The 12,583-nt window shown below is 62.9% G+C and carries 10 protein-coding genes; 1 reads left to right on the top strand and 9 read right to left on the bottom strand.

The window, feature by feature from the left end; all coding sequences use genetic code 11:
* Positions 1-519: 519 nt before the first annotated feature.
* From IC608_RS03765 to proS, 3 genes are read right to left on the bottom strand one after another with little or no spacing between them, the layout of a single operon-like run.
* A complete protein-coding gene (locus IC608_RS03765; RefSeq protein WP_191772739.1) occupies positions 520-1,206 on the bottom strand; it encodes an ABC transporter ATP-binding protein in 687 nt (228 codons plus the stop codon).
* On the bottom strand, positions 1,199-2,572 hold the full coding sequence (locus IC608_RS03760) for an ABC transporter permease (protein ID WP_428054275.1): 1,374 nt from the start codon (positions 2,570-2,572) through the stop codon (positions 1,199-1,201). Before IC608_RS03760 ends, IC608_RS03765 begins: the two co-directional genes overlap by 8 nt.
* Positions 2,569-3,918 (bottom strand): proline--tRNA ligase, encoded by a 1,350-nt coding sequence (gene proS / locus IC608_RS03755; protein ID WP_191772738.1) that lies wholly within the window; start codon positions 3,916-3,918, stop codon positions 2,569-2,571. Before proS ends, IC608_RS03760 begins: the two co-directional genes overlap by 4 nt.
* A gap of 295 nt (positions 3,919-4,213) precedes the next feature.
* Between proS and IC608_RS03750 the strand changes: the two genes are divergently transcribed.
* On the top strand, positions 4,214-4,534 hold the full coding sequence (locus tag IC608_RS03750) for an MmcQ/YjbR family DNA-binding protein (RefSeq protein ID WP_248306158.1): 321 nt from the start codon (positions 4,214-4,216) through the stop codon (positions 4,532-4,534).
* A gap of 3 nt (positions 4,535-4,537) precedes the next feature.
* Here the strand turns inward: IC608_RS03750 and IC608_RS03745 are convergent, their stop codons facing one another.
* From IC608_RS03745 to nuoL, 6 genes are all read right to left on the bottom strand, one after another.
* Positions 4,538-4,789, bottom strand: a complete 252-nt coding sequence (locus IC608_RS03745) for a DUF1467 family protein (protein ID WP_191772737.1) — start codon at positions 4,787-4,789, stop codon at positions 4,538-4,540.
* 65 nt (positions 4,790-4,854) lie between these two features.
* Positions 4,855-6,528, bottom strand: a complete 1,674-nt coding sequence (locus tag IC608_RS03740) for a ribonuclease J (RefSeq protein ID WP_191772736.1) — start codon at positions 6,526-6,528, stop codon at positions 4,855-4,857.
* 70 nt (positions 6,529-6,598) lie between these two features.
* Complete coding sequence (locus tag IC608_RS03735) at positions 6,599-7,429, bottom strand: biotin--[acetyl-CoA-carboxylase] ligase (RefSeq protein WP_191772734.1); 831 nt, start codon at positions 7,427-7,429, stop codon at positions 6,599-6,601.
* On the bottom strand, positions 7,430-8,875 hold the full coding sequence (nuoN, locus tag IC608_RS03730) for an NADH-quinone oxidoreductase subunit NuoN (RefSeq protein WP_191772732.1): 1,446 nt from the start codon (positions 8,873-8,875) through the stop codon (positions 7,430-7,432).
* Positions 8,876-8,884: 9 nt separating this feature from the next.
* Complete coding sequence (locus tag IC608_RS03725; RefSeq protein ID WP_191772730.1) at positions 8,885-10,468, bottom strand: NADH-quinone oxidoreductase subunit M; 1,584 nt, start codon at positions 10,466-10,468, stop codon at positions 8,885-8,887.
* On the bottom strand, positions 10,468-12,573 hold the full coding sequence (gene nuoL / locus IC608_RS03720; protein ID WP_210316186.1) for an NADH-quinone oxidoreductase subunit L: 2,106 nt from the start codon (positions 12,571-12,573) through the stop codon (positions 10,468-10,470). The genes IC608_RS03725 and nuoL overlap by 1 nt, the downstream gene beginning before the upstream one ends.
* Positions 12,574-12,583 lie beyond the last annotated feature (10 nt).

Genomic DNA, 12,583 nt, shown 5'->3' with positions numbered 1-12,583 from the left:
ACGGTTGCCGGGCGGTTGATCGTCGCAACCTCATCGCCGCTCGGCTGATGAAGGGAGTATGGGGCAAGACTTTGGGGGTGGGGATAAGGGGGATAAGTGGTAGAGATTTAGGAGTTCGACCAGCGGGGCTCCAGCCCCCCACCCAGCGGCGCTAGGCTCCTTTGTCGCCAAGCTTTGCTGCCCTCCCCGCAAGCGGGAGGGAGGAGGGCTGGTGGTGACCAAGGAGCATGGCACTGCATAGAGAGGGCTCCCCTTATTCCTCTCCCTCTCCGGGAGAGGTAGCCGGAGCGCAGCGGAGGTCGGTGAGGAGGAATTTGCGACCATGACCCGGCGTCGGCATCCCACCCAGTGTCGCCAGGTTCCTTTGCCCTTTGCTGCACTGGAGCAAACTTGCCCGAGGCACGGCTCGGGGCCCGCAAGGGGGGGAAGGTGAGCTGGTCTTGGGCCACCGCCTGATCGAGCAGGTTGCCCCCCTGTTCCCCTCCCCTCGGAAAGAGAAATAGGGGCCGGGACAAATGGCTAGAGCGTGTGCGGGACGACTAGGCCGCCGCGGATGGTGACGATGCGGTCGGCGCGCCTCGCGAGGTCGTAGTTGTGGGTGGCGATGAGCGCAGCAGCACCTTCGTTGCGGATGAGATCCTTGAGGGCGCCGAACACGATGTCGCTGGTTTCCGGATCGAGATTGCCCGTGGGTTCGTCCGCGAGAATCACCCGCGGGTGGTTGGCCGCCGCCCGCGCGATGGCGACGCGCTGCTGCTCGCCGCCCGAGAGTTCGGCCGGACGATGCGACGCCCGCGGGCCTACCCCCAACAGGGTCAGAAGTTCCATGGCCCTGGCTTCTGCCGCCTTCTGGTCCTTGCCGGCGATCAACTGCGGCATGACGACGTTCTCCAGCGCGGTGAACTCGGGAAGCAGATGGTGGAACTGATAGACGTAGCCCACCTTCGAGCGACGCAGCTGAGTACGTGCCCGGTCATTCATCTTGCTGGTCGGCTGCCCGACGATCTCGATTTCGCCCGATTGCGGGGATTCGAGGAGCCCGCACAGGTGCAGCAGGGTCGATTTGCCGGCGCCCGAGGGGGCCACTAGCGCCACCAGTTCCCCGCTCTCTACCGTCAGGTCGGCGGCCTCGAGCACATGCACCAGGCGCTCACCCTCGCCATAGTGGCGGTGCACGCCCGAAAGACGCAGATGCGGCTTACTCATAGCGCAGGGCCTCCACCGGATCGTACTGAGCCGCGCGCCAGGCGGGGTAGATGGTGGCGAGGAAGCTCAGCCCCAGCGCCATCAGGACAACCACCGTCACCTCCAGCGGATCGGTCCGGCTGGGGAGCGAGGTAAGGAAGAAGATTTCGGGCGGGAAGATGGTGACCCCGAGCAGGTTGGAGATGAAGGCGCGGATGGCCTCCGCGTTGGAGGCGACCAGCAGCCCCAGACCCAGCCCGACGGTGGTGCCGATGACGCCGATGGCGGTCCCGGTGATGGAGAAGATGCGCATGATCGAGCCGCGCGTCGCGCCCATGGTGCGCAGGACGGCGATGTCGGCGCCCTTGTCCTTCACCAGCATGATGAGGCTTGAGATGATATTGAACGCCGCCACCAGGATGATCATCGAGAGGATGGTGAACATCACCACCCGTTCCACCTGGAGGGCGGAGAAGAAGGTCTCGTTGCGTTGCTGCCAGTCGGTCAGGACCATGGGGCGCAGGTCGGGATCGGCCTGCAGGCGCGAGCGCATGAGGCCGACGGCGTCGGGATCATCGATGAAGATTTCCACGGCCGAGGCCTGGGGCACGCGCTGGTAGGCCGCGTCGATCTCCTCATCGGAGGCCATCACGTCGAGCGGTTCCTGTCCGGGCTTCAGCACGTCCTCAAAGAGCTTGAAATAGTCCTGGGCCGGCTCGAGCGGCATGTACATGAAGAAGCTGTCGAACTCGACCATGCCCAGGTTGAAGATTGCGGTGACGGGGTAGGAGCGAATCTGCGGCGTCGTGCCGAAGGGCGTCATCGCGCCATCGGGGTTGATGATCTGCACCTGATCGCCGATGCCGACGCCCAGGGTCTGCGCCAGCCGATAGCCGATGGCGATGCCGTTGCTGTCATCCCACTGGTCGAAGCCGCCCTGCTCCGCCGAGTTGTAGAGCAGGTTCAGCTTCTTGAGGTTCTCCTCGTCCATCCCGCGCACCGTGACGCCGGTGGAGGAGCCGCGGCCCGACGCCAGCACCTGGCCCTCGACGAAGTAGACGGCGAACTTGACGCCATCCACCTGTTCGATGCTCTCGACCGTTTCCTTGTAGTCGGTGAACTTGCTCTCGATGGGGTAGGCCGTGAAGTGGCCGTTGAGCCCGAGGATCTTGTCGAGCAGTTCGCCGCGAAACCCGTTCATGACCGACATGACGACGATGAGCGTCGCAACGCCGATGGCGACGCCGACCATGGTGAGGCTGGCGATGACGGAAATGAAGGCTTCCTTGCGGCGGGCGCGCAGATAGCGTCCAGCAATCATCCACTCGAACCGGGCGAAGGGTCGGGTTCCCCGGGTCGCCGGAGGCTGCTGCACGCTATCGGTCAAATGTCGTCCATCCGCTGTGGTTCGACGAGGGATCGGAGACGATCGACCCCACCGCTGAGAGGCAAGGTCTCGCGTTCACCGCTCTTGCGATGCTTGATCTCGACTTCGCCGGATTTGAGGCCACGCGGCCCGAGGATGATCTGGTAGGGAATTCCCACTAGGTCTGCAGTGGCAAACTTGGACCCCGCCGGCTGGTCACGGTCGTCATATAGCACGTCGATGCCGGCCGCCTGCAGTTCAGCGTAAACCTTCTCGCATGCCGCATCGGTATCTGCATCGCCCGCCTTGAGGTTGATCAGCACCGCTTCGAAGGGCGCGACGGATACCGGCCAGATGATGCCGTTCTCGTCGTGGCTGGCCTCGATGATGGCAGGAACCACGCGAGTCAGGCCGACCCCGTAGGATCCCATGTGAACAGGACTGTCCTTGCCGTCCGGACCGGTGACAGTGGCCTTCATTGGCGCGGAGTACTTGGTGCCGAAGTAAAAGATATGACCGACCTCGATACCGCGAGCGGAGACACGCTTGTCCTCCGGCACGGCAGACTCATAGGCGGCCTTGTCCACCATTTCTTCCGTTGCCGCATAAAGTGAGGTCCAGTCATCAACGATTGGCGAGAGGTCGCCTCTGAAGTCGGTGTCCTTGGGGGGGATGGGCTTCTCGATCAAATCGCGATGGCAGAACACAGCGCTCTCGCCCGTGTCGGCCAGAATAATGAACTCGTGGCTAAGGTCGCCCCCTATCGGGCCCGTGTCGGCCTGCATGGGAATGGCCGTGAGCCCCATTCGTGCATAGGTCCGCAAATAGGCCACGAACATCCGGTGGTAGGCCCTGACAGCGTCGTCCTTCGTGATGTCGAACGAATAGGCGTCCTTCATGAGGAATTCGCGGCTGCGCATGGTGCCGAAGCGCGGCCGGACCTCATCCCTGAACTTCCACTGGATGTGGTAGAGATTGAGTGGCAAGTCCTTGTAGGACTTCACATAGGCCCGGAAGATGTCCGTCACCATCTCCTCATTGGTCGGGCCGTAAAGAAACTCACGCTCGTGCCGGTCTTCGATGCGAAGCATTTCCTTGCCGTACGCTTCGTAGCGGCCAGACTCGCGCCAGAGGTCGGCTGATTGGATCGTGGGCATGAGAAGCTCAATCGCGCCGGAGCGATTCTGCTCCTCCTCGATGATCTTCTGCACCTTCATGAGCACCTTGTACCCAAGAGGCAGCCAGGAATAGAGGCCGGAAGCCTGCTGCCGGATCATTCCCGCGCGCAGCATGAGGCGATGCGAAACGATCTCGGCTTCCTTCGGTACATCGCGCAGCACCGGCAGGAAATAGCGGGAAAGGCGCATGGGAACTCCGACTAAAGGTGCTTCGACTCAAGACTTTCGATGACGTCCACTCAAATCCTAACCGTCCATTCGATGCAAGCATGCAAGCCATGCAGAATCCGCTTGGCAGACCCGAATTCTGTTGTTAGGGTCCGGGCCAATAAAACAAAGGCGGCCCAAACCGCCGGACGTCGACAACGTCAAGGGAGGAGCGTTGGCAGCCGCTTCAGAGCGCGCCTAAGACCAACGTATTGTCGAACAAACTCTATCAGCGGGGCCTCGTGCCCTGCTTTTTTGTTTGTGGAAAGACGCGGAAATGGTTGACCGGGAAACCTTCACAGCCATGGCCATGAGTCTGGCGGGCACGACAGCGGCACCGCATTTCGAACGCTTGGCCTTCAAGGTGAAGCGCACCTACGCTACCCTTGCCGCGGATGGCTTGAGCGCAAATCTCAAACTTGGGCCCGACGAGCAAGATTTCAAGTGCGCGGTTGCCCCTGACATCTTCGAGGCTATTCCCAACCGCTGGGGACGCCAGGGTTGGACCACCATAGATCTGAGCCGCGCCACTGTCGACGATGTGGCCGCTGCTCTCGCCATGGCTCATGCGCACGCCCTGCCCCGGCCGCGCGCCTAAGTATTAGCGGTTCCAGTAGTGCTGCAGGACGTCATTCGATACGCCCCAGAACAACAGCAGGGTGGCGATTGCGGCGACCACCGTTGCTAGGCCCAGCTTGTAGAGCAACCGTGGATTGATGGGAGCGCCCGGATCGTTGCCCGGAATCACCTGCGTGCCGGCCTCATGGTGGCTCTGCGTGCCCATCGGCAACACCGCCACGAAAGACAGCCACCAAACCACAAAATAGATCGCGATGATCGAACCGATTTGCATGAGCGAGCTATGCTCCCATTCGCGGCGGCGCGAAAGCTGTCACCATGTCGCGCCACGTACCGTGACTAGACCCGATGCACGAACACCGTGACGTTCGGCTTGCGTCCCCAGAAGGCGTTGACCTCGTTGCGAATGGCCTTGAAAAGGGCCGAGTTGAGCACCTCGGTGTCGCTGCGCCGCTTGGGCGGCATCGACTTGATGGTGTTTGCAACCGTGCCCTCGATCAGTTCCGCAAGCGACTCGTCTTCGGTTTCGGGGAGCCCCTCGATAACAAGGTCCGGACCCGACACCACCTGTCCGTTGCCGTTGACGCACAGGCTGGCCACGACCATGCCGCCGAACGAGAGGCGGCGCCGGCCGCGGACACCGCTTTCGTCAGGTGTGCAGAGCACAAGACCGTCGAGGTAGAGTTCGCCGGTTCGGACTTCAGCAGGAAAAGCCATCGGCTCGGGAAAGAGCCGAACAAGGTCACCGTTGCGGGCTTCGCACACGTTAGCGATGCCTTCATCGCGACCAAGCTTCGCATGAGCCTCCAGATGCATGGCTTCGCCGTGCACGGGGACCAGCACAGCGGGCTTCACAAGAGAGTAGAGCTTGCGCAACTCACCCCGTCGCGGATGCCCGGTGACATGGACGAGGGCGTCGTTCCGCGTGATCAGTTCCACGCCATTGTCGATGAGCAGGTTCTGGATGTCGTTAACTTCCCGCTCGTTGCCAGGAATGGCCCACGAGGAGAAGATCATTCGGTCGCCGGCGTTCAGGTCGATGACCGGGTGATCGCCTCGAGCAATCCGCGCAATGGCCGCTCGCGCCTCGCCTTGGCTACCGGTGCAGATGAGCACGCACTTGTCTCGAGGGATGGACCTGTAAACGTCCTGATCGTGCAGGGTTGGCAGGCCTTCGAGCATCCCGAGTTCCCTGGCGATGCCCATAATACGGTGCAGCGACCGTCCAGACAGGACGACCTGGCGACCTGCCTTGTGGGCGGCACGCACAATGGAAACCACCCGGCCCACATTGGAGGCAAAGGTGGTCACCGCGACCCGGTGCGGCGCCTCGGCGATAAGTCGCTCCAGGGTTTGGCCGATCTCGGTTTCGCTCGGGCTTTCGCCATCCTTCATGGCGTTGGTCGAGTCGCAGATCAGCGCCAATGGACTGGACGTGTCCTGGCCGATCTGTTCGAGGCGCGCCACATTGGTGGGCGCGTTGACGACCGGCGTCGGATCGAGCTTCCAGTCGCCGGTATGCAGGGCGCGGCCGATGGGGGTGGTGATCAGGAGGCTGTTCGACTCCGGGATCGAGTGCGCCACGTTGATGGCCTCGATGGTGAACGGGCCCACCTCGAAGGGCCTGCCGGGCTGCATGATGCGCACGTCGACGTTTTCGACGATACCGTCGCCGGCCCGCTTGGCGGCCAGCATCGCCGCCGTAAACGGCGTGGCATAGACCGGCTTGTCGAACACAGGCCAGAGATCGAGAACCGCCCCGTAGTGATCTTCATGGCTGTGCGTCAGGATCAGCGCGAGGACGTCGTCCGCTCGCTCTTCCAGAAACTCCGGATTGGCCATGATCAGCTCTATGCCCGGCAGATCCGGACCGCCGAAGCTGACGCCACAGTCGACGACGATCCACTTGCGATGCTTTTCCGGCCCAAAGCCGTAAGCGGCCATGTTCATGCCGATCTCGCCGACGCCGCCGAGCGGCACAAAGACGAGTTCATCCCTTTGGTTCTTCGCCATGGGTCTTCAATCCTTTACTGGCGCCACGCCGGGCGAACTCTGGTCGCCGGTCGCCGCGTCTTATCTATGGTCAGCTTCGGGCGCTGGCCGTTGCCCCAAAATGTACGTCGCCTGCCGTGATAACCGTGCGCGCGCCATCGTCGTCGCGAATGACCAGACGGCCGGAAGCGTCAATGGTTTCAAAGATGCCGCGACGGACCGATCCATCCTGCGACACGGCGACGGGTGCGCCGATCCCGGCCGCCGACTGGCGCCACTCGCGCAGCACCCGGTCCACGCAAGCACCGTCCTGCCAGAGCGCGAAGGTGTCTACCCACGCGTCCGATAACGCCTCGAACACGTCCTGTGCGGTTCGCTGGACGCCGAGTGCCCGAAGCGATGTGGCTGGATAGGGCACCCCCTGCGGCGCAGCCACCACATTGACGCCAATGCCGACGATGATGGCGGAAGCGCCCTCGGGTGTCTTCGCGGACTCGAGCAAGATTCCGGCCAGCTTGGCGCCATCTGCGAGCACGTCATTGGGCCATTTGAGGGCGATGCGCGACCGGCCGTCGGCCCCGTCGGCGCCGTCAATGCCGATCCGGACCATGCCCACCGGCAGGACCAGAGACAGCGCCCGATTGAGGGCCACGCCAGCGACGAAGCCAAGCGTCGCCACAAGTTCCGGCGTCGTTTCAGGGATGATGAGGAGGCTTGCTGCCAGGTTTCCCGGCGGGCTGAGCCACTCCCTGCCCCGCCGGCCGCGGCCGGCGGTCTGTTGCAGCGCGGCGAACCAGATGCCACCCGGATCACCCGTGGCGGCGGCCGCGAGCGCTTCGCTGTTGGTCGAGCCGATAGCATCATAACCCTTGAGCCGGTAGCCGGCCGCACGAGCTTTCGCGCCGAGGCCGAAGCTGGACACCTAGAACAAGCTTCCGGCCGCGGTGTGCGCGAGATTGGCCAGGGGGCTGCCAACGACGAAGTAGTAGGCGACCACCAGGAAGCCGGACACCGCCATGATGACATTGAGCTCCGCGGGTACGGCGGCGAACTCGTGCATCGGCTCGTCGAAGTACATCACCTTGATGATGCGCAAGTAATAGAAGGCGCTCACCGCGGAGGCCAGAACGCCGATCACCGAGAGCAGGTAGAGATGCGCCTCGATGGCGGCAACGAAGACGTGCCACTTGGCGAAGAATCCGGCAAGCGGGGGCAGGCCGATCAGTGAGAACATCACGATCGCCATGATCGCGGCGACGAAGGGCCGACGCTGGGCAGCGCCCGCGAGATCCTCGATGCTCTCGACGTAGCCGTTGGCGGTCCGAAGCGACAACAGGCAGGCGAAGAAGCCGACGGTCATGGTGACGTAGATCGCCATGTAGATCGCCACGCCTTCAACGCCCACCTGCGTGCCGGAAGACAGGCCCACCAGGGCAAAGCCGACATGGCCGATGGAGGAGTAGGCGATGAGGCGCTTGAGCGAGCGCTGGCCGATGGCTGCGAAAGCCGCAAGGACCATCGAAGCGATGGAGAGGAAGATGATGATCTGCTGCCAGTCGCGGGTGATCGGTGCAAAGCTGTCCATGGTCAGGCGGATCATCAGCGTCATCGCCGCCACCTTGGGGGCCATGGCAAAGAACGCCGTAACGGGCGTCGGAGCCCCTTCGTAAACGTCGGGCGTCCACATGTGGAACGGCACGGCCGAGATCTTGAAGGCGACGCCGGCGAGTAGAAAAACGACGCCGAAGATGAGGCCAATGGAGCGCCCCTCATTGCTGATGGCGACGACGATTTCTGCCAGGTTGGTGTGGCCGGTGAAGCCGTAGACCAGCGATGCCCCATAGAGCAGCATGCCCGACGACAGCGCACCAAGCACGAAGTACTTGAGGCCGGCCTCCGAAGCGCGGGAGTCGTCGCGCTTGATCGCCGCCATGACGTAGAGCGCGAGAGATTGCAACTCGAGGCCGACATAGAGGCTCATCAGGTCATGGGCCGAAACCATGATCATCATGCCCAGCGTGGCAAGCAACGCCAGCACCGAGTACTCGAACTTGTGCACGCCGTTCTCGACGGCGTTGGACATGCTGAGGATCAACGCAAGACCGGCACCGCCGATCACCAGCACCTTCATGTAGCGGGCGAAGGCATCGGAAATGAAGAGGCCGTTGAACAGCACGGCATCGGTCGGCTGCAGGATGACCACAAGGCCGACCACGGCCAGCAGCACGATCGCCAGCCACGAGACCAGCGCCGAGCGCTCCTTGTTGATCCCCACGCCGAGCATCAGCAGCACCACGGCGCCGATGGCCAGGATCATTTCCGGATAGGCAGGCGCCAGGCTCGCGAAATCGGTCACGTCTGAGTTCACGTCAGTCTCCTAGTGCGCTGCAGCGGGTTCGGCCGGGGCTTCGCCCGCCGCTTCACCCTCGCCCGAAGGCGCGGCATGGTCGAGTTGCACCTGGGCCTCGGCCCGCGCCACGGCCGGATCGACCCCTGTGGCGGTGGCGTACTGGGTGACCAGGTTGTTCACCGCCGCAGCGGTCGTATCGAGGATCGGCGCGGGGTAGAAGCCGAAGACAACCGTCAGCACGAGCAGCGGGTAGAGCACCAGCTTTTCGCGCAGGTTGAGGTCCAGAATGCCCCGGAGGCTGTCCTTGGTCAGCGCGCCAAAGATCACCCGGCGGTAGAGCCAGAGGGCGTAGCAGGCCGAAAAGATGACGCCGAAGGCCGCGAAGAACGCCACCCAGGTGTTGACCTGGAACACGCCGATCATGGTGAGGAATTCACCCACGAAGCCGGACGTGCCCGGCAGGCCGACATTGGCCATGGTGAAGACCATGAAGGCGAAGGCGTATTGCGGCATGCGCTCGACAAGACCGCCATAGGCAGAAATCTCGCGGGTGTGCATGCGATCGTAGATGACGCCGACGCAGAGGAAGAGCGCACCGGACACGATGCCGTGGCTGATCATCTGGAACATTGCGCCCTGTATGCCGAGCGCGTTGCCGGCAAAGATGCCCATGGTCACAAAGCCCATATGCGCCACCGACGAATAAGCGATCAACTTCTTGATGTCGGTCTGCACCAGCGCCACCATCGAGGTGATGATGATGGCTGCCACCGACAGCACAAACACGAAGTCCGCGAACATATCCGAGGCATCGGGGAACATCGGCAGGCTGAAGCGGAGGAAGCCGTAGCCGCCCAGCTTGAGCAGGATGGCGGCCAGGATCACCGAGCCGGCCGTCGGCGCCTGCACGTGCGCTTCGGGCAGCCAGCGGTGGAAGGGCCACATCGGCATCTTGACCGCGAGCGAAGCGAAGAACGCCAGCCACAGCCAGGTCTGCATGCCCGCCGGGAACTGATGGGTCAGGAGCCGGGTGATGTCGGTGGTGCCGGCATCCCAGTACATGGCCATCATCGCCAGAAGCATCAGCACCGAGCCGATGAAGGTGTAGAAGAAGAACTTGTAGCTCGCCTGTATGCGCGCCGAGCCACCCCAGATGCCGATGATCAGGAACATCGGCAGCAGCGTGCCTTCGAAGAACACGTAGAACATGGCGAGGTCGAGCGTGGTGAAAACGCCGATCATCAGCGTCTCGAGCACGAGGAACACAATCATGTATTCCTTGACGCGCGTCTCGACTTCCCAGCTGGCAATGACCGCGGCCGGCATCAGCAGCGCTGTCAGCACCACGAAGAGCACGGAGATGCCGTCGACGCCGACGCGATAGCCGATGCTGTCGCCGATCCAGGGCATGTTGACGACGAACTGGAAGCCCGGATTGGACGGATCGAAGCTCTGCCAGAGCGCCAGCGAGAGGACGAAGACGACCACCGTCACGATCAGCGCCATCCAGCGGATGGCGTTGACCGAGGTGCGCGGGGTGAACAGCAGGATCGCCGCGCCGACGACCGGCAGCCAGGTTATGATCGTCAGGATGGAGTTTTCGAAAGTCATCAGATGAGCCCCCCGGCCGCGATGGCCCAGGTCAGGAGCGCCGCAATGCCGATCAGCATGGCGAAGGCATAGTGGTAGAGATAGCCGGACTGCAGTTTGACCACCCAGCTGGTGACGTTCTGGACGCGGCGCCCAAGGCCCTCGGTTATCTTACCGTCCACCAGCCAGTCGTCGAAGCCCTTCCACACGGCGGTACCGATGTAGAGCACGGGCCGCACGAAGATCGTGTTGTAGAGCTCGTCGAAGTACCACTTGTTCAGCAGGAACCGGTAAAGCCCCGGATTGGTGGCGGCGAGGCGCGCCGGTGTTTCGGGGCGGCGGATATACATGTACCACGCGGCCACGAAGCCGATCAGCATGGCCACCGTCGCGCTGATCTTGACCCAGAACGGCACGTGGTGCGCGGCTTCGATCAACTCGTGATCGACCACCAGCGAACCGGCGAAGAAGTGTTCTATGTGCTCCACATCGTGGAAGAACATGCTGTAGAACACCACGCCCGAGAGGACCGCACCGGCAGCCAGCACATAGAGTGGCACCAGCATAACGTTGGGCGACTCGTGGGCGTGGTCGTAGGCGGACCCGTGATGGGCATGATCGCCGTGATCGTCGGCATTGCTGTCGTCGATCGGCTCGTCATGGCTCTCGAATGCGGCATGAGCCGGATCGGGATGAGCGGTATGCGCATGCTGCGCATCGCGCGGCGAGCCGTGGAAGGTCAGGTGCACCAGCCGCCACGAGTAGAAGCTAGTGAACAGCGCCGCGATGACCAGCATCCAGAAGGCGAAGATGCCGGCATTGCCGCCATAGGCGTAGGCACTCTCGATGATGGAATCCTTGGAGAAGAACCCGGCAAAGCCGATTTCGGTGAAGGGGATGCCGACGCCGGTCAGGGCCAGCGTGCCGATCATCATCATCCAGTAGGTGACAGGGATTTTCGTGCGCAGGCCGCCCATGTTCCGCATGTCCTGCTCATGGTGCATCGCATGGATCACCGAGCCGGCGCCGAGGAACAGCAAGGCCTTGAAGAAGGCGTGGGTGAAGAGGTGGAAAACACCGGCGGAATAGGCCCCTACCCCGAGCGCCACGAACATGTAGCCCAGTTGCGAGCAGGTGGAGTAGGCGATGACGCGCTTGATGTCGTTCTGAACGAGGCCGACGGTGGCCGCGAAGAAGGCCGTGATGGCACCGATGACGATGACGACCGTCAGCGCGGTCGGCGACGTCTCGAACAGCGGCGAAAGGCGCGCCACCATGAACACGCCGGCCGTCACCATCGTGGCGGCGTGGATCAGTGCCGACACGGGCGTCGGGCCTTCCATGGCGTCCGGGAGCCAAGTGTGCAGCAGGAACTGCGCCGACTTGCCCATGGCGCCCATGAACAGCAGGAGGCAGATCACCGTCATGGCATCGAGGTTCCATGACAGGAAGTGCATGACCGGTAGTCCGGTCTCGGAAAATCCTTCCGCAGCGGCAAAGGCACTGTCGAAATCGATATGACCGAGAACGAAGAAGGCGCCAAAGATACCGAGGGCAAAACCGAAGTCGCCGACGCGGTTGACGACGAACGCCTTCATCGCCGCGGCATTCGCGGCGGGACGCGTGTACCAGAAGCCGATCAGCAGATAGGACGCCAGGCCCACGCCTTCCCAGCCGAAGAACATCTGCAGGAAATTGTCGGCGGTCACCAGCATCAGCATGGCGAAGGTGAAGAGCGACAGGTAGGCGAAGAAGCGCGAGCGATGCGGATCTTCTTCCATGTAGCCGATGGAGTAGACGTGCACGAGCGCCGAGACGGTCGTGACGACGACCAGCATGATGGACGTGAGCGTATCGACCCGCAGGGTCCAGCGCAGGTCCATGCCGCCGACCTGGATCCAGCGCATCACCTCGATCTTGATCGCGGCAGCGTGACCATCGGCAGTGGCACCCACGAGGCCGTCGCCGAATGCAATGGGGATGAACACCACCCAGCTCAGGACGGCGGCAATCAGCAGCAGGCCAGTGGTAATAAACTCGCTGGGCCGATGGCCGATGCTGCGGCCGAGCAGGCCCGCGATCAGCGCCCCGACGAGGGGCAGGAAAACAATCGCCTGAATAATCATAGCGCCGCTC

The organism is Devosia oryzisoli, assembly GCF_014837245.1.
Taxonomy (GTDB): Bacteria; Pseudomonadota; Alphaproteobacteria; order Rhizobiales; family Devosiaceae; genus Devosia; species Devosia oryzisoli.
The sequence above is the reverse complement of the archived record's forward strand: the minus strand, read 5'-3'. Positions and strand labels throughout refer to the sequence as shown.

Bases quoted from the DNA above. Each gene is read 5' to 3' on its own strand.
- nuoL (WP_210316186.1), bottom strand. From the start codon at position 12,573: ATGATTATTCAGGCGATTGTTTTCCTGCCCCTCGTCGGGGCGCTGATC.
- IC608_RS03750 (WP_248306158.1), top strand. From the start codon at position 4,214: ATGGTTGACCGGGAAACCTTCACAGCCATGGCCATGAGTCTGGCGGGC.
- IC608_RS03725 (WP_191772730.1), bottom strand. From the start codon at position 10,468: ATGACTTTCGAAAACTCCATCCTGACGATCATAACCTGGCTGCCGGTC.
- IC608_RS03745 (WP_191772737.1), bottom strand. From the start codon at position 4,789: ATGCAAATCGGTTCGATCATCGCGATCTATTTTGTGGTTTGGTGGCTG.
- IC608_RS03765 (WP_191772739.1), bottom strand. From the start codon at position 1,206: ATGAGTAAGCCGCATCTGCGTCTTTCGGGCGTGCACCGCCACTATGGC.
- IC608_RS03740 (WP_191772736.1), bottom strand. From the start codon at position 6,528: ATGGCGAAGAACCAAAGGGATGAACTCGTCTTTGTGCCGCTCGGCGGC.
- proS (WP_191772738.1), bottom strand. From the start codon at position 3,918: ATGCGCCTTTCCCGCTATTTCCTGCCGGTGCTGCGCGATGTACCGAAG.